Raw genomic sequence first — 14,738 nt, 5'->3', positions numbered from 1 at the left:
TCGCCGGAATGACAGCCGACAGCGAAGCGGTCGACGCCCCGGTCGAACGCCACAAACTATACGAGGACGTGCTCGCCATTCTGACCGGCACGCTCATCGTCTCCCTTGGGGTGGTGATCTACAGCAAGGCGGTGCTCTTGACCGGCAGCACTGCCGGGCTGGCGCTGCTCCTGCAATATGCGACCGGCACCAGCTTTTGGCTGGTGTTCTCGCTCGTCAACCTGCCCTTCTACATCCTGGCGGTGAAACGTCTCGGCTGGCTTTTCATGCTGCGGACTTTCCTCGCGGTCAGCCTCGTCTCGCTCTTCTCCAGGCTTACGACGCAATGGGTCGAGTTCGCCCGGCTCGACCCTATCTATGCGGCGGTCGTCGGCGGCGGGCTGATGGGGATGGGGCTGCTGGTGCTCTTCCGCCATCGAACCGGCCTCGGCGGCATCAACATCCTGGCGATCTACCTGCAGGAAAAGAGCGGCATCCGGGCCGGCTACTTCCAACTGGCGGTCGACCTCGCGATCCTGGCCGCCGCTTATTTCGTGCTGCCGCCCGCCAATCTGATGCTGTCGGTCCTCGGTGCAACCGTCGTCAATATGATGCTGGCGATCAATCACAGGCCCGGGCGCTATGTCGGCGTGACCTGAGATCGCCGCTTCCGGACTTTTCTCCGCCGCCGCGCGCGGCTATGTGTGATCCCGAATGCGGCGGAAGAGGTTTGAGCAATGACGGTCACGATCTACGGCATCAAGAACTGCGACACGATGAAGAAGGCGCGCGGCTGGCTCGACGGCCGCGGCACGACCTACCGGTTCCACGACTACAAGGCCGAGGGCATCGACCGCGCTCACCTCGAGCGCTGGTGCGCGGAGCTCGGCTGGGAAACGGTTCTCAATCGCCAGGGCATGACCTTTCGCAATTTGCCGGAGGCGGAGAGGCAGGATCTCACCGCCGAAAAGGCGATCGCGCTAATGCTCAAGCAGCCGTCGATGATCAAGCGGCCGGTGCTGGAAGCCGACGGCAAGCTCGTCGTCGGCTTCAAGGCCGAGCTCTACGAAGCGGAATTCGGCGCATAAGAGCGATGTCCAAAACGACCCGCGCCACTCAGACGCTCACTATGGCCGGCGTCTCCTTCACGGTGCACAGCTACGAGTACGATCCGGGCGCCGAGCGCGTCGGGCTGCAGGCGGCGGAGGCGCTCGGCGAGGAGCCGTCGCGCGTGTTGAAGACGCTGATGGCGGAGGTGGACGGCAAGCCGGTCTGCTGCATCGTGCCCTCCGACCGGGAAGTCAGCATGAAAAAGCTCGCCGCCGCCTTCGGCGGCAAGTCGGCGAACATGATGAAACCGGCCGACGCCGAGCGGTTCACCGGCTACCATGTCGGCGGCATCAGCCCCTTCGGCCAGAAGAAGCTCGTGCCGACGGCAATCGAGGAAGCGGCATTCGGCGAGGCGCTGGTCTATATCAACGGCGGCCAGCGCGGGCTGCAGGTGCGGCTTGCGCCCAAGGACGCGCAGGCGGTGCTCAAGGCGATCGGCGCGCCGTTAGTCGCCTGACGAGGTCAGGAGAGTCTTGAAAGCAGCGCGGCAAGCGCCTGGGCCTCTTGCTCACTAAGCTTCGTGCCGACATGCGTCTCGATCGACTGCGAATAGGTCTCCCACATGCGAGCCCGCATCGTCCTCCCCGCTTCGGTGACGGTGACCCAGCAACCGCGCGCATCCTCGTCATAGGATTCGCGGCGCACCAATCCTTCCTTTTCCAGCCGATCGATCAGACGGGAAAGATTGTATTGGGCAAGCAGCGTCCGGGCCTCGATCTCGAATGGGCGTAGTCTGCCTGCTTCGACCTTCACCAGTTCCCAGAGCACATCGTACCAGGAAAGCGGAGGGAGCCCTGCCGCCTTAAACTCCTTTTCGATGGCCGCAAGAACGCGCTGCTGCGCCCGCATGAGCCCTATCCATGCGTCGGTGGTCGCTGATGTCGGCCCGGCTATCCCTTTCATACATGCAATTACATCTATCTTGACGCAGTTGGCAAGTCGAGATATATGCAACTGCATATACTTCTCTCACCAGCGGAGGCTCCCATGACCGCGTCACTGACCCTGATCAGCCATCATCTCTGCCCCTATGTGCAGCGCGCCGCGATTGCGCTTGCCGAAAAAGGCGTGCCGTTCGAGCGCGTCTATATCGACCTCGCGAACAAGCCAGATTGGTTCCTGAAGATCTCGCCGCTCGGCAAAGTGCCTCTGCTGCGCATTCCGCAAGACAGGGGCGGGGCGGTCCTCTTCGAAAGCACGGTCATCTGCGAATATCTCGAAGAAACTCAGCCGGGCGCGAAACTCCACCTGGCAGATCCGCTGGCGAGGGCACGGCACCGCGGCTGGATGGAGTTCGGCTCCTCCATCCTTTCCGATCTCTGGGTCTACGAGACCACGCAGGACGCCGACACGCTCGGCGCAAAGGGCAATGCCCTCAAGGCCAAGTTCGCGACGGTCGAAGCGGAGCTCGGCGACGGCCCCTATTTCGCGGGCGCCGATTTCAGCCTTGTCGATGCCGTCTTCGCGCCGATTTTCCGCTATTTCGACCTGTTCGACTTAATTGCGGAGCACGGCATCTTCGATGGTCTGCCGCGCGTCGGCGCCTGGCGCAAGGCACTGGCCGAGCGGCCGAGCGTCAGGGCGGCAGTGACCGCCGATTACGCCGAGCGGCTGATGGCGTTCCTCGAGAAGCACGACGCGGCATTGCTGAAAACGGCAAGGATCGCCGCCTGATTGGTGGAACACGGAGCCTTCTGTTTTTGCGGGAAGCGGTCTAAAACGGGCGTATCCGCATAACATCCGAGAAGGAGCTGCCATGAACGCCCCCCTCCAGTCGGCCAGAAATCCCGTCGACCCTGCCAAGCTCGACAAGCTTGCCGAGGTCGCCATCAAGGTCGGCCTGCAATTGCAGCGCGGCCAGGACCTGGTGATGACCGCGCCGATCGCCGCGCTGCCGCTGGTGCGTCTCATCACCAGGCATGCCTATATGGCCGGCGCCGGGCTGGTAACGACCTTCTATGCCGACGAGGAGGCGACGCTTGCCCGCTACGCCCATGCGCCGGACGAGAGCTTCGACCGGGCCAGCGACTGGCTCTACGAGGGCATGGCGAAGGCCTTTGCCGGCGGCGCGGCGCGTCTGGCGATCGCCGGCGACAATCCGATGCTGCTTGCGTCCGAGGACCCGCAAAAGGTCGCCCGCGCCAACAAGGCGAACTCGATCGCCTACAAGCCGGCGCTCGAAAAGATCTCCAATTTCGACATCAACTGGAACATCGTCTCCTATCCGAATCCCTCCTGGGCGAAGCAGGTGTTTCCGGACGATCCGGAGGCGATCGCCGTCGAGAAGCTGGCAAGCGCCATCTTCGCCGCCTCCCGCGTCGACGCCGACGACCCGATCGCCGCCTGGGCGGAGCACAACGCCAATCTCCGCCGGCGTTCGGCCTGGCTGAACGAGGAGCGCTTCTCCGCGCTGCATTTCACCGGCCCAGGCACCGACCTGACGGTCGGCCTCGCCGACGGCCACGAATGGCACGGCGGCGCTTCCAGCGCGAAGAACGGCATCACCTGCAACCCGAACATTCCGACCGAGGAGGTCTTCACGACGCCGCATGCCTTGCGCGTCGAGGGGCATGTGTCGAGCACAAAGCCTCTGTCGCATCAGGGCACGCTGATCGACAACATCCAGGTCCGCTTCGAGGGCGGCCGCATCGTCGAGGCCAAGGCATCCCGGGGCGAGGAAGTGCTGAAGAAGGTGCTCGACACCGATGACGGCGCCCGCCGGCTCGGCGAAGTGGCGCTGGTGCCGCATTCCTCGCCGATCTCGGCCTCCGGCATCCTCTTCTACAACACGCTCTTCGACGAGAACGCCTCCTGCCACATCGCGCTCGGCCAGTGCTACTCGAAGTGCTTCCTCGACGGCGCCAGCCTCAGCGAGGAACAGATCCGCGCCCAAGGCGGCAATTCGAGCCTGATCCATATCGACTGGATGATCGGCTCCGGCAAGGTCGACATCGAAGGCGTGCGCGCCGATGGCGGCCGCGTGCCCGTCATGCGCCAGGGCGAGTGGGCTTGAGTCTATGTAAGTCTTGCGCTGGCACCCGGCTACACCCCCCTCTGCCCTGCCGTGCAGAGGGGGGTGTAGCCGGGTGCCTCGGCTCACATGTCCAGCCATCGAAGGATGGATTTGAGCGCAGCGATGCCCCTGCATAATTCGATTGCTATGTCCTAAGGGACCCGGCACGCCGCACCATCTGCGCCTGCTGACTCATCCATACACTGGCGAACACGACGGCGATCCCGATCGCTTGCACCGCCGTCACCTGCTGCCCAAGCACGCCCCAGCCAAGCAGGATCGCCACCACGGGGCTCAGGAAGCCGAGCGGCGAGACCTGGGACGGCTCCAGTCGTGACAATCCGCGGAACCATAGAAGATAGGTGAAGGCGGCGCCGATCAGGCCGAGATAGGCGAATCCCATCAAATGGGAGGCGGTGAGCGGTGGCAGCGAGGGTTCGAAGAATAATGCCACGGGCACGAGGAGAAGCCCGCCGGCCGCCAATTGCCAGGCGGTGAAGGTCAGCGGCGAGACCGGCGGCGCCCAATGCCGGCTCAGCACCGTCCCGAAGGCCATGGAGACCGCGCCGGCAAGACCGGCCGCGACGCCCAGCGGATCGAGTGCAGCCCCGGGCGTCAGCACCAGCAGCGCCACCCCGGCAATGCCGGCGATGCCGGCAATGACGCTCAGCGCCTTGACCGGCGAACCAAGCACGACACGCGACAGCATGACGACGATCAGCGGCTGGATGGCGCCGACGGTCGCGGCGACGCCGCCCGGAAGGCGGTAGGCCGAGACGAACAGCATCGCCCAGAAGAACGAGAAGTTCAGCGCGCCGAGCAGAAAGCTGCGCGGCCACCAGATGCCCTTCGGTATCTGCCGAACGACGAGCAGCAACAGCAGGCCGGCCGGCAGCGCTCTCAGCATAGCCACCGTCAGCGGGTAGCCGGCCGGCAGAAATTCGGTGGTAACCAGATAGGTGCTTCCCCAGATCGCCGGGGCTATGGCGGTAAAGGCAAGGTCGAGGTTCTGCTTCATTATCTTTGCCTCAAGTAACTTGATATCAAGATAACCGTAGCGGAATTTATCTTGACGTCAAGACACCCACTTAGTAGTGCCATGGTGAAGGCGCGGAGCGGCTCCGCCTGTCATGCCGTGGGTGCATATGAAACACAGCGACAAGGACCACGTGGATCGGATCCTGGCGCAGTGGCGCCGGGAGCGGCCGGAACTGGACGTCGCCGCCATGGGTCTCCTCGGACGCTTGGGGAGGCTCAGGGCCCATATCGCCCGGGAGCAGGAGGCAGTCTTTGCCGAATACGATCTCACCTCGGCAAGCTTCGACGTGCTGGCGACGCTCCGCCGTTCCGGTCCGCCGTTTCAACTTTCGCCCGGCGAACTGCTTGCGGCAACAATGGTGACCTCCGGCACCATGACCAACCGCATCGACCAACTCGAAAGAGCAGGCCTCGTCGCGCGCCTGGACAATCCCGAAGACCGACGCGGCGTGATCATCGCGTTGACGCCGAACGGCTTGAAGCGCATCGATGCAGCGGCGGCGGCGCACGTCGCCAACCAGCAGCGCCTGATCGCGGGCCTTGAGCCCAAGGAACGGGAGGCGCTCGACGCGCTGCTCCGGAAATTCCTCGCGACCTTCGAATGAGCTGATCAGATCCGGCTCATCAGGGCGCGGACGCGCTCGATATGGCGCTTGCGCTTCGCCTCAGTCGCCCGATCCATATCGTGAAGGCTGACCATGCGGAACCTGACATCCTTGCTGCAGAAGGCGGCGATGCCGCGCTTCAGCAGGCGGCGAACCGGGTTGCCCATATAGAGATGGACGACCCACCAGGGCGAGCCGGTGGTCGTCAGAGCGCAAAAGAGCTTAATGTTGGTGAGCCGCGGGATGATGCGTCCGCCCGCTAGATCATGATCGAAGGCGACACCTGGAGCGAAGACCCGGTCGAAGAAGCCTTTCAGGATCGCCGGAAAATTGAACCACCATTGTGGAAAGACGAGCATCAGCCCGTCGGCCGCCTGCAGCCGCCCGATCCAGCCGGCAACTTCGGAGGCATCATAACGCTGGGAGAAATAGCTGACGCGCTCGGCAGCGCTCAGGCACGGCTCGAAACCTTCGCGATAGAGATCGAGCAGATCGACGGTGTTGCCGCGGCTTTCCAGGGTCTCCTTGGCGGCGCGCGCGACGCTCGCCGCAAAGCTGTCCTCGAGCGGGTGGGCGAGCACCATCAGAATTCGCATCGCCACCCTCTCAGAACAGGCTGCCCTGCTTTGTCGGCTCGGCCGTCCGGGCCGATCGTTTCTTCGGCGCCGGCGCCGCCGGCGAGCCGCCCTCGCCCGCTACGGCCGAGACCCGGCCGTCGGCGAATTCGAGCGACAGCGCCATGCCCTCCGTCACTGCCGCCGCCTGCTTCACCGGTTCGCCCGCCGCATCACGCACCAATGCAAAACCGCGCTGCAGGACGTTGCGATAGGACAACGATTGCAGCACCCGGTCCTGCGCCGCGAGCGCGCCCTTCAGCCGGCGCATTTCCGCGGCCATGGCTCCATCGGCGCGCGCGCTCAAGCCCGAGACACGGTCCGACGCGCGGTGGAGCTGGCTGACGATCCGCGACGGCAGCGCGCGAAGCGACGCATCGGCGGCGGAAACGCGCGCCTGCCGACGGTCGAGCTGGCGCTCCACGCAGCGCTCGGCCTTGTTCATTGCCTCCAGAAGATGCCGGCGTTGCTCGCGGATCTTCGTCGTCAGGAGTTCGGGTCGCAAATGGGCCGCGATGCGCTCGAAGCTGCGGCGCTTGTTGGCGGTGTTCATCTGCAGACCGCGGCCAAGCCCGGCGGCCGCCTCGTCGAAGCGTCTCCTTGGCAGGGCGAGCAACTGATCGAGCGACGGCAGCGCCCGGGCGAGCGCCCGCAGCGCGTGGCGGCGGTGATCCATCTGCCGTGTGGCGGCCGCCTGCAGGCGAGCCGAAAGATTGGCGGTCTGCGCCTCGAGATCTGCCTTCACCGGAACCGCCATCTCGGCCGCACCGGTCGGAGTCGGCGCCCGCTGGTCGGCCGCGTAGTCGATCAGCGTCCAATCGGTTTCGTGACCGACGGCTGAGATCAGCGGAATGGCGGAGGCCGCCGCCGCGCGCACCACCGCCTCGTCGTTGAAGCACCAGAGATCCTCGAGGCTGCCGCCGCCGCGCGCGACGATCAGCACGTCCGGTCGCGGAATGGCGCCGCCAATCTCGAGCGCGTTGAAGCCGCGGATCGCCGCCTCGATCTCGTCGCACGCCCCGTCACCCTGGACACGCACCGGCCAGACGACGACATGGACCGGGAAGCGATCGGCAATCCGGTGCAGGATGTCGCGGATGACGGCGCCTGTCGGCGAGGTGACGACGCCGATCACCTTTGGCATGAAGGGCAGCGGCCGCTTCCGTGCCGCATCGAACAGTCCCTCTGCCGCGAGCTTGCGCTTGCGCTCCTCGATCATCGCCATGAGCGCGCCGGCACCGGCGGGTTCGAGCGAGTCGATGACGATCTGGTATTTCGACGAGCCGGGGAAGGTCGTGACCCGGCCGGTCGCGATCACTTCCATCCCCTCCTCCGGCCGGAATTTCAGCCGCGCGAAGGTGCCCTTCCAGATCACCGCCTCCATCCGGGCACGATCGTCCTTCAGCGCGAAATAGGCGTGGCCGGAGGAATGCGGCCCGCGATAGCCGGAAATCTCCCCGCGCACCCGCACATGCTCGAAGGCCTGCTCGAGCGTGCGCTTGATCGAGCCGGACAGCTCCGACACCGAATATTCGGCGACATTGGACGGAGAATCGGATTCGAAGAACGACGTCATGAGCCCTTTGTAGCCGACCGGGCGACGAAGATCAGCACTCCGTGGCGCCTTTCTACTGTTTTTCGGGCGAGGTGACCTTCTCGAAAAAGCGTCGCGTCGCGTCGTCCGCCGGAAAGAAGGATTCGATCAGCACGCCCTCCACCAGCGCATCCTGGGTCGAACCGAAGGTCGACAGCGTCGTGATGAAGCGCAGTTCCGTATCGCCGACTCTCAGTTCGATCGGCAGCACGGGCAAACGATCCGTCGCGGGATAGCTGTCGAGCGCCTTGACGACCGCCGGATCGGCAGTGAGCCGGTCGAGCCGGCGCTGCAGCGGACTGCGCGGCCCCTGCAGCCAGGCCTCCGTCCGAACCCGCTGGACAAGGTCCGCGGCTGCCGCCTCCCAATTCACGACGAGGGTACGGACGCTCTCGGCGCCCAGGAAGGCGTCGAGGAAATTCTCCCCCGGCCCGAACGGCGCATCGGCGACCGCGGCAAGCGCTGCAAAGGCCGGATTGGCCATTAGCACGCTGTACTGATGATCGAGGACGAGGCCCGGATAAGGGTCGTGCCGGTCCAGCATCAAACGGATCGCGCCGGCGATTGCGGCCGGCATGGCATCGAGACCGGAGGCCGGACGCGTCGCCATGCGCGGCCGATAGCCGGCCGCGGAAAAGAGCGAGCCTTGGTCGCGCGCCGGAATATCGAGCACCGACGCAAGCCGGAGGATCATGCCCTCGGTCGGCCGCGAACGCCCGGTTTCGAGAAAGGAAAGATGCCGGGTGGAAATACCCGCCGCGGTCGCGAGATCCAGCTGGCTCATGCGGCGGTGACCACGCCATTCCTTTAACTGACTGCCGAATCCCATGGCGCCCTCCTCGCTGCGCGGCAAGAATGGGCCGAACACAGCGGGAAATCCATTACCTCAGAGGTAATTGGTTTGATGACCGCATCAGGCCAGCATTGCTCCATCGACAACCGAAGGAGACCGACATGCTCGCCCTTTCCCACCGCTCGCTTCTCAACAAGGCATTCCTTGCCGACGGCATCGTCTCGCTCGTCGCCGGCACGGTTTTGATCGTCGACGCCGCACCGTTGGCATCGCTCGTCAGCCCCGTCATTGCCCCGGGGGTCATCGGGCTTCTCGGTACCGGGCTGTTGCTCTGGGGCGCCTTCCATCTTGTCTCGGCAAGAAAAGGGGGCCCGAGCGCGCCGGCGGCCCGCATCAGCATCGCCGGCGACATCCTCTGGCAGGTTGCCAGTCTCGCCATTCTCGCGCTTGCCTATGCGTCGCTGACGGCAATCGGCGTTGGATTGATCGTGGCGGCGATGGTCGGCGTCGCCGACTTTCTCTTCCTGAAACTCAAAGGTGCCGCCCAGGTGGGCATACGACCGGCCACTTAGCGTCCAGGCAACGAATGCGACGGCCCGCCATTTGGCGGACCGTCTTTCAATTTACCTCAGACCGTTTCCCAACCGTCTTTCTCGCTGGCGCGGTAGATCGCGTCGATGAACTTTTGATTGAGGCGCGAGCTCTCGAGCGTCACCACCTCTTCCGCCTCGCCCTTCGCCGCACGCGCGAAGGCTTCCGCCTCGAGCTTGTACTGGCGCGCATCCTGGAAGCGGAAAAGCTGCGATTGGGCGTGGTTCTGGTTGGTGAGTTCCACTTCCTCGCGGCCGTAGCGATCCGCATTGAAGGGGGATTTCACCTCGACGAACCCCTGGTCGCCGTGGAACACCATGACCTGGCGGGCGGCGAGCTGGGTGGAGATGTAGAAGCTCAGCTCGAAATCGCCGAAATCGGCACGCACGCTCGAATAGATGTCGGTGCCGAATTCAGGATCGCGGTCGGTATTGGCCTGGACGCGCAGCGGCTCCTTGCCGGTCGTGAAGCGCGTGGTGATCGCCGGATAGACGCCGATATCCGGCAGGCCGCCGCCGCCGAGCGCCGGGACATTGCGCATGTTGCCGGGATCGCGGTTGTAATAGGTGAAAGCACCCTGAACGTGCCGGAGCTTGCCGATCGCTCCCTCGGCGATGAGCGAGCGCACCTTCCGCCAGACGGGGCTGTAGGTGACCATATAGGCTTCCGAAACCAGCACCTTGTTGCGGTCACGCGCCGCGATCACCGCGTCAATCTCCTCGGCCTTGAGCGCCAGCGGCTTTTCGCAAAGCACATGCTTGCCGGCGTCGGCCGCCTTAATCGCCCACTCGACGTGCTGCGAGGTCGGGAGCGGAATGTAGACCGCGTCGATCACGTCGCAGGCAAGCATCTCCTCATAGGAGCCGAAGGCATGCGGCACCGAAAAGCGGTCGGCCATCGCCCGTGCTTTCGCCTGGTCGCGGCTGGCGATTGCCGTGACCACGCAATTCTCGGCATCCTGAATGGCGGGCACGACGAGTTCGCGGCCGATCCTGGCCGTCGACAGAATTCCGAAGCGCAACATGGGGCAGTCTCCTTTTTCGAGCGGAACATGAGTAAGGCTGTTGACGAGCCCGCATCCTGTTCGATTGCTGCAGGTCGGAGCGGGACGCGGGCGGAAAACGGCTCGCACCTGGCGAGGACCGATCGCGGTACGATTCCAAATCGCGCGATCAAGCGAACCGACACTATCGCCGAGGTACGTGCCTAGCAAGCCATTGCCCCGCTGGTCTTCGGCGGCAATGTGTTCGGCTGGACGGCGGACGAGAAAACCTCCTTCGCCCTCCTCGATACCTTTTTCGATTCGGGCTTCAATGCCGTCGATACGGCGGATGTCTATTCCTCCTGGGTGCCCGGAAACCGGGGCGGCGAGTCCGAGACGATCATCGGCAAGTGGCTGAAGCAATCCAGACGCCCGCGCGACCGGGCCGTCATCGTCACCAAGGTCGGCTCCGACCTCGGACCCGGACGCAAGGGACTCTCGCGCCGCTGGATCCTGCAGGCGGTCGAAGAGTCGCTGAAGCGCCTGCAGACCGACCATATCGACCGTTACTTGTCGCACTGGCCCGATCCGGAAGTGCCCAATGAGGAGACGCTCGCCGCCTATGACGCGCTCCTCACCCAGGGCAAGGTGCGGGCGATCGGCGCCTCGAACCTCGATGCAGGGCAACTCGGCGACGCTCTCGCGGTCGCGAAGGCGAAGGACCTGCCGCGCTATGACGTTCTGCAGCCGGAATACAATCTCTACGATCGGGCCGCCTATGACGGACCGCTGCGCGACCTCTGCATCGCCGAGGAGATCGGCGTAATCACCTATTTCAGCCTCGCCCGGGGCTTTCTTTCCGGCAAGTACCGCTCGCACAAGGATCTTGAAGGGACTGCGCGCGGTGGCGGGGTCGAAAAATATCTGGACGGGCGCGGCATGCGCATTCTCGGCGTGCTCGACGAGATCGCCGAGGAGACCGGCGCGAAACAGGCGGAGATCGCCCTTGCCTGGATCATCGCCCGCGACGGCGTCACCGCGCCGATCGCCAGCGCCACGAATCCCGATCAGCTGGTAAGCCTCGTGAGATCGGCGCATCTCAAGCTCTCGGAGGAGGCGATCCAGCGGCTGAACGATGTGAGCCAGTAATGTCCAACAACGCCCCTCCCCAACCCATCCAAGGTGGCACGGTTTGGGGAGGAGACATCGTTACGACGCCCTCACGAGCGTAGGAAACCCGGCGTAGAAATGCTGGTGGCTGCCCTCGTGGTTGGCCATGCCCGGCTTCGTCAAGAGGCCGCGCGGCTCGGCGAAGCTCCGGATTCGCCGCTGCGGCCGCTCATGCCATTGGATGTTGAAGGCCCAAAGCTTCGGGAAGAAGCAGAGCGAGGCATAGGGCAGGTGGTCATGGATCCACCAGGCCAGACTCTGCCAACCGCCCTCGCCGCGCTCCCGGTCCCATACCCAGGGAATGACGATGCAGGCGGTCGCCCCCATGCAACCGTCTGCGTCGCGCATATCCCAGATATGGTCGGCCGCCGTCGCCGCATTGGTCGAGCAGTTGAGCTTGTTCCTGTTGCCGAAGTCGTTGACAACGCGGTTGCGATAGGCGGAGCGAATGTGAAGCCGCCCGAACGTCGCCTGCAGAGGCTCGAGAAGTTCCTCGCAGAGCCTGCGACCCGCTGCGATGGCGAGCTCCGGGTCGTCCGGGATGTTCGGGAGGCGATAGAATTCGGCGATCTCAGAATGCAGGAAATCGCGCAGGAAGAAGTTTTTGGACAGGCGCACCCGGCCGAGATCCTCCAGCGACTTCATCGACCCAGGCTTCCTCATTCTTCCTTCCTTCCGCCCGTTCATGTCCTGCTGATCGAAACGCCGCCATCCACCAGCAACGCGGTACCGGTTACGAAGCTAGCACCGTCGGAGGCGAGGTAAAGCGCGGCCTCGGCAATTTCCGCCGGCTGCGCCATGCGCTTCAGCGCATGCAGACCTTCAACGAAGCCGCGCGTCTCGGGCGGAGCACCCGGCAGGTTCGCGGCATTGGACGGCGTGTCGGTGCCGCCCGGCAGCAGCGCATTGACCCGCACCCCACGCGCTCCAAACTCGACCGCCAAGGACTGCACCAGGCCGATCAGCCCCGCCTTGCTGGCCGCGTAGGCGGCCATCCCCGGGAAACCTGCCGTGTGACCGACGAAGCTCGAGGTGAAGACGAGCGAACCGCCGCCACGCGCAATCATGGCCGGAGCCTGGTGCTTGGCGGCGAGAAAGGCGCTGGTCAGGTTGGTGTCGAGCGTTTCGCGCCATCCCTCGATCGAGAGCGACACGGCCTCACCGACAGTGCCAAGTGCGCCGGCATTGTTGAAGGCGACGTCCAACCCGCCGAAGCGGGTCAGCGCCAGATCGACAACCGCCTCGTTCAAACCTTCGTCGCGCAGGTCGCCGGAAAGCATTGCCGCTTCACCGCCCGCTTGCGCGATCTCGCAAAGGAGCTGCTCGAGGGCCTCGGCGCGCCTTGCGGCGATCACGACCTTTGCGCCTTCCCGCGCAAAGAGAGAGGCGGCCGCACGGCCTATTCCCGAACTCGCACCCGTCACGATCGCCACCTTTCCTGCAAGTCTCAGCATTTGATCTTCCTCACCATTGTTATCGACGCATGGAAGATTCCAGCTGGCGGCGGTCGCGGCCACCCGATTTCAGCGCAGAGGAAGCGGACGCGCTCATTGGAGATCGACGGGAGACAAGGGCGTCCACGCATTTTCCCCGAAGAAAGGAACAAATGCCTCTGTCTGATGTTGATTGGGCGTCACAGCCAAGCTCCCCACCGGACAAGGAAGGAATTCGACAATGCCCAAGGAAAAGACAATGGACGATCTGTTCTACGACGCGCTCAAGGACATCTACTATGCCGAGCGCAAGATCCTGAAGGCTCTGCCGAAGATGGCGCGTGCCGCGCAAGCACAGGAGCTCAAGGCAGCCTTCGAAAAGCACCGCGAACAGACGGAAACCCATGTCGAGCGGCTGCAGCAGGTCTTTGAGTTGATCGGCAAGCGCGCGACAGGCAAAACCTGCGAAGCGATCGAAGGTATCATTGCAGAGGGCGAGGAAATCATGGACGAGTTCAAGGGCACGCAGGCACTTGATGCCGGCCTGATCTCCGCCGCGCAATCCGTCGAGCACTACGAGATCGCTCGCTACGGCACCCTGAAGACATGGGCACAGACCATCGGCCTCAAGGATGCGGTCCCGCTTCTCGACGCAACGCTGAAGGAAGAAGTCGTCACCGACCAGGATCTGACGAAGCTTGCGACGGCGAAAGCGAACAGGAAGGCCGCCTGACTTTCGTCCGGCGACCGGCGAAGAAGCCGGTCGCCGGGCAATGAAGTCAATGAACGCTTTGAGGGCCGGGAATCCCCGCTCCCTTGCCGCATTTCCCCTCTGCCACCCAACCGCTGACACACGGTCTCTAGGAGACGGGCTATCGCAATTCCGTTGCGGCACACTAACTATGATATGTCCGCCTCGATGATGGCTGGAGCGGCATCGGAGGCGGGAGTATCGCTCACGCAGAATGCGTCGTGTCTTGGCCGCTTCGGGAATGGAGGAATCAGGCATGTCCGATGAGCAGGCCATCAGCGCGGTCATCCATCTCTATGTCGACGGCATGGCTTTCGCCAATGAGGCGGCGCTGCGCAAAGCCTTTCACCCGAGCGCCTCGATCGTCGGCAACTACGAAGACTCGGTCGAATGGCTCACACGCGATGCCTTCATCGCCGCCGTCTCCAAGGAAGGCTCTGCCCCGCCGGAAACGCAGCCCGTGATGGAGGTGGAGCTGATCCATATCACCGGCGATGCGGCGAGCGTGAAGGTCATCGATGAATTCGGCGGCTCGCGCTATACGGACTACCTGTCGCTGCTGAAGGTCGACGGCCGCTGGCTGATCGTCAACAAAGTCTGGCATCGCCACGCTTAACCCGGCAATCCCTTCGGAACAGGTATCATGCCGCAACGGACATCGGGCAAGGTCGTCGCCATCCACCATGTGCAACTCGCCATGCCGGAAGGCGGCGAAGCCGAGGCGCGCCGCTTCTATGCCGGCCTGCTCGCAATTCCCGAGGTGGCCAAACCGCCCAACCTCGCGGCGCGCGGCGGCTGCTGGTTCGAGGAGGCCGGCCTCAGGATTCATATCGGCATCGAGAAGGATTTCCTGCCCGCACGCAAGGCGCATCCCGCCTTCATCGTCGACGAGCTTTTCGTGCTGATCGCGCGGCTGCAGGCGGCCGGCTTTGACGTCGTAGAAGACGAGCCGCTCGCTGGTTTCGTCCGCCGCTATGTCAGCGATCCCTTCGGCAATAGGATCGAGCTGATGCAGCCGATCGGTTAATGCTCGCGGAACGGTAGGTGGCGAGATCACCCTCCCCA

19 protein-coding genes are annotated in these 14,738 nt (G+C 64.2%); 11 read left to right on the top strand and 8 right to left on the bottom strand.

The window, feature by feature from the left end; genetic code table 11:
* Nucleotides 1–8 precede the first annotated feature (8 nt).
* The 3 genes from SS05631_RS19125 (at nt 9) to ybaK (ending at nt 1,546) form a co-directional block, all read left to right on the top strand.
* The gene (locus tag SS05631_RS19125) at nt 9–638 is read left to right on the top strand and encodes a YitT family protein (protein ID WP_037421004.1); all 630 of its coding nucleotides are present in this window, start codon (nt 9–11) and stop codon (nt 636–638) included.
* Nucleotides 639–716: 78 nt separating this feature from the next.
* Nucleotides 717–1,067: an ArsC family reductase gene (locus tag SS05631_RS19120; protein WP_037421007.1), complete on the top strand. Its 351-nt coding sequence runs from the start codon at nt 717–719 to the stop codon at nt 1,065–1,067.
* 5 nt (nt 1,068–1,072) lie between these two features.
* Nucleotides 1,073–1,546 carry a Cys-tRNA(Pro) deacylase gene (gene ybaK / locus SS05631_RS19115; protein WP_037421010.1) on the top strand — a complete coding sequence of 158 codons (474 nt, stop codon included), beginning with the start codon at nt 1,073–1,075 and terminating at the stop codon, nt 1,544–1,546.
* Nucleotides 1,547–1,551: 5 nt separating this feature from the next.
* Here the strand turns inward: ybaK and SS05631_RS19110 are convergent, their stop codons facing one another.
* A complete protein-coding gene (locus tag SS05631_RS19110; RefSeq protein WP_037421012.1) occupies nt 1,552–1,992 on the bottom strand; it encodes a helix-turn-helix domain-containing protein in 441 nt (146 codons plus the stop codon).
* An 84-nt stretch (nt 1,993–2,076) separates the two neighbouring features.
* Between SS05631_RS19110 and SS05631_RS19105 the strand changes: the two genes are divergently transcribed.
* Nucleotides 2,077–2,763: a glutathione S-transferase family protein gene (locus SS05631_RS19105; protein ID WP_037421014.1), complete on the top strand. Its 687-nt coding sequence runs from the start codon at nt 2,077–2,079 to the stop codon at nt 2,761–2,763.
* Nucleotides 2,764–2,845: 82 nt separating this feature from the next.
* Nucleotides 2,846–4,102, top strand: coding sequence for an aminopeptidase (locus tag SS05631_RS19100; protein ID WP_037421016.1), 1,257 nt, complete (start codon nt 2,846–2,848; stop codon nt 4,100–4,102).
* A 145-nt stretch (nt 4,103–4,247) separates the two neighbouring features.
* Here the strand turns inward: SS05631_RS19100 and SS05631_RS19095 are convergent, their stop codons facing one another.
* Nucleotides 4,248–5,123: an EamA family transporter gene (locus tag SS05631_RS19095; protein WP_162109128.1), complete on the bottom strand. Its 876-nt coding sequence runs from the start codon at nt 5,121–5,123 to the stop codon at nt 4,248–4,250.
* Nucleotides 5,124–5,247: 124 nt separating this feature from the next.
* On the opposite strand from SS05631_RS19095, the gene SS05631_RS19090 reads away from it, so the two are divergent.
* On the top strand, nt 5,248–5,745 hold the full coding sequence (locus tag SS05631_RS19090; protein ID WP_037421021.1) for a MarR family transcriptional regulator: 498 nt from the start codon (nt 5,248–5,250) through the stop codon (nt 5,743–5,745).
* A gap of 5 nt (nt 5,746–5,750) precedes the next feature.
* Here the strand turns inward: SS05631_RS19090 and SS05631_RS19085 are convergent, their stop codons facing one another.
* From SS05631_RS19085 to SS05631_RS19075, 3 genes are read right to left on the bottom strand one after another with little or no spacing between them, the layout of a single operon-like run.
* A complete protein-coding gene (locus SS05631_RS19085) occupies nt 5,751–6,341 on the bottom strand; it encodes an NAD(P)H-dependent oxidoreductase (RefSeq protein WP_037421024.1) in 591 nt (196 codons plus the stop codon).
* 10 nt (nt 6,342–6,351) lie between these two features.
* Nucleotides 6,352–7,935: an exodeoxyribonuclease VII large subunit gene (gene xseA / locus SS05631_RS19080; protein ID WP_037421027.1), complete on the bottom strand. Its 1,584-nt coding sequence runs from the start codon at nt 7,933–7,935 to the stop codon at nt 6,352–6,354.
* A gap of 52 nt (nt 7,936–7,987) precedes the next feature.
* Entirely contained in the window at nt 7,988–8,782 is a 795-nt protein-coding gene (locus tag SS05631_RS19075) for a helix-turn-helix domain-containing protein (protein ID WP_037421031.1), read from the bottom strand.
* Between the two features lie 125 nt (nt 8,783–8,907).
* On the opposite strand from SS05631_RS19075, the gene SS05631_RS19070 reads away from it, so the two are divergent.
* Nucleotides 8,908–9,318 (top strand): hypothetical protein, encoded by a 411-nt coding sequence (locus tag SS05631_RS19070; RefSeq protein ID WP_037421034.1) that lies wholly within the window; start codon nt 8,908–8,910, stop codon nt 9,316–9,318.
* A gap of 56 nt (nt 9,319–9,374) precedes the next feature.
* Here the strand turns inward: SS05631_RS19070 and SS05631_RS19065 are convergent, their stop codons facing one another.
* Complete coding sequence (locus SS05631_RS19065; protein ID WP_037421037.1) at nt 9,375–10,361, bottom strand: Gfo/Idh/MocA family oxidoreductase; 987 nt, start codon at nt 10,359–10,361, stop codon at nt 9,375–9,377.
* A gap of 192 nt (nt 10,362–10,553) precedes the next feature.
* Between SS05631_RS19065 and SS05631_RS19060 the strand changes: the two genes are divergently transcribed.
* Complete coding sequence (locus SS05631_RS19060) at nt 10,554–11,468, top strand: aldo/keto reductase (RefSeq protein WP_050988281.1); 915 nt, start codon at nt 10,554–10,556, stop codon at nt 11,466–11,468.
* A gap of 60 nt (nt 11,469–11,528) precedes the next feature.
* Here SS05631_RS19060 and SS05631_RS19055 read toward each other — a convergent pair whose 3' ends face one another.
* Together SS05631_RS19055 and SS05631_RS19050 are read right to left on the bottom strand one after the other, a co-directional pair.
* Nucleotides 11,529–12,152, bottom strand: a complete 624-nt coding sequence (locus SS05631_RS19055; protein WP_037421040.1) for a hypothetical protein — start codon at nt 12,150–12,152, stop codon at nt 11,529–11,531.
* Nucleotides 12,153–12,172: 20 nt separating this feature from the next.
* Entirely contained in the window at nt 12,173–12,943 is a 771-nt protein-coding gene (locus tag SS05631_RS19050) for an SDR family oxidoreductase (protein WP_037421042.1), read from the bottom strand.
* Between the two features lie 220 nt (nt 12,944–13,163).
* On the opposite strand from SS05631_RS19050, the gene SS05631_RS19045 reads away from it, so the two are divergent.
* From SS05631_RS19045 to SS05631_RS19035, 3 genes are all read left to right on the top strand, one after another.
* Nucleotides 13,164–13,655, top strand: coding sequence for a ferritin-like domain-containing protein (locus SS05631_RS19045; protein WP_037377882.1), 492 nt, complete (start codon nt 13,164–13,166; stop codon nt 13,653–13,655).
* Between the two features lie 274 nt (nt 13,656–13,929).
* Nucleotides 13,930–14,289 carry a nuclear transport factor 2 family protein gene (locus SS05631_RS19040; protein WP_037377880.1) on the top strand — a complete coding sequence of 120 codons (360 nt, stop codon included), beginning with the start codon at nt 13,930–13,932 and terminating at the stop codon, nt 14,287–14,289.
* Nucleotides 14,290–14,316: 27 nt separating this feature from the next.
* Nucleotides 14,317–14,700 carry a VOC family protein gene (locus SS05631_RS19035; RefSeq protein WP_037421046.1) on the top strand — a complete coding sequence of 128 codons (384 nt, stop codon included), beginning with the start codon at nt 14,317–14,319 and terminating at the stop codon, nt 14,698–14,700.
* The last annotated feature ends 38 nt before the right edge of the window (nt 14,701–14,738 follow it).

Source organism: Sinorhizobium sp. CCBAU 05631, assembly GCF_002288505.1.
Classification (GTDB): domain Bacteria; phylum Pseudomonadota; class Alphaproteobacteria; order Rhizobiales; family Rhizobiaceae; genus Sinorhizobium; species Sinorhizobium fredii_C.
This window is presented reverse-complemented; position numbering and strand designations above follow the sequence as displayed.

What these genes read in the sequence shown, in the direction of transcription:
- SS05631_RS19065 (WP_037421037.1), bottom strand. Translation starts at nt 10,361, where the DNA reads ATGTTGCGCTTCGGAATTCTGTCGACGGCCAGGATCGGCCGCGAACTC.
- SS05631_RS19040 (WP_037377880.1), top strand. Translation starts at nt 13,930, where the DNA reads ATGTCCGATGAGCAGGCCATCAGCGCGGTCATCCATCTCTATGTCGAC.
- SS05631_RS19050 (WP_037421042.1), bottom strand. Translation starts at nt 12,943, where the DNA reads ATGCTGAGACTTGCAGGAAAGGTGGCGATCGTGACGGGTGCGAGTTCG.
- ybaK (WP_037421010.1), top strand. Translation starts at nt 1,073, where the DNA reads ATGTCCAAAACGACCCGCGCCACTCAGACGCTCACTATGGCCGGCGTC.
- SS05631_RS19100 (WP_037421016.1), top strand. Translation starts at nt 2,846, where the DNA reads ATGAACGCCCCCCTCCAGTCGGCCAGAAATCCCGTCGACCCTGCCAAG.
- SS05631_RS19055 (WP_037421040.1), bottom strand. Translation starts at nt 12,152, where the DNA reads ATGAGGAAGCCTGGGTCGATGAAGTCGCTGGAGGATCTCGGCCGGGTG.
- SS05631_RS19125 (WP_037421004.1), top strand. Translation starts at nt 9, where the DNA reads ATGACAGCCGACAGCGAAGCGGTCGACGCCCCGGTCGAACGCCACAAA.
- SS05631_RS19035 (WP_037421046.1), top strand. Translation starts at nt 14,317, where the DNA reads ATGCCGCAACGGACATCGGGCAAGGTCGTCGCCATCCACCATGTGCAA.
- SS05631_RS19120 (WP_037421007.1), top strand. Translation starts at nt 717, where the DNA reads ATGACGGTCACGATCTACGGCATCAAGAACTGCGACACGATGAAGAAG.
- SS05631_RS19070 (WP_037421034.1), top strand. Translation starts at nt 8,908, where the DNA reads ATGCTCGCCCTTTCCCACCGCTCGCTTCTCAACAAGGCATTCCTTGCC.
- SS05631_RS19105 (WP_037421014.1), top strand. Translation starts at nt 2,077, where the DNA reads ATGACCGCGTCACTGACCCTGATCAGCCATCATCTCTGCCCCTATGTG.
- SS05631_RS19045 (WP_037377882.1), top strand. Translation starts at nt 13,164, where the DNA reads ATGCCCAAGGAAAAGACAATGGACGATCTGTTCTACGACGCGCTCAAG.
- SS05631_RS19110 (WP_037421012.1), bottom strand. Translation starts at nt 1,992, where the DNA reads ATGAAAGGGATAGCCGGGCCGACATCAGCGACCACCGACGCATGGATA.
- xseA (WP_037421027.1), bottom strand. Translation starts at nt 7,935, where the DNA reads ATGACGTCGTTCTTCGAATCCGATTCTCCGTCCAATGTCGCCGAATAT.
- SS05631_RS19075 (WP_037421031.1), bottom strand. Translation starts at nt 8,782, where the DNA reads ATGGGATTCGGCAGTCAGTTAAAGGAATGGCGTGGTCACCGCCGCATG.
- SS05631_RS19090 (WP_037421021.1), top strand. Translation starts at nt 5,248, where the DNA reads ATGAAACACAGCGACAAGGACCACGTGGATCGGATCCTGGCGCAGTGG.
- SS05631_RS19085 (WP_037421024.1), bottom strand. Translation starts at nt 6,341, where the DNA reads ATGCGAATTCTGATGGTGCTCGCCCACCCGCTCGAGGACAGCTTTGCG.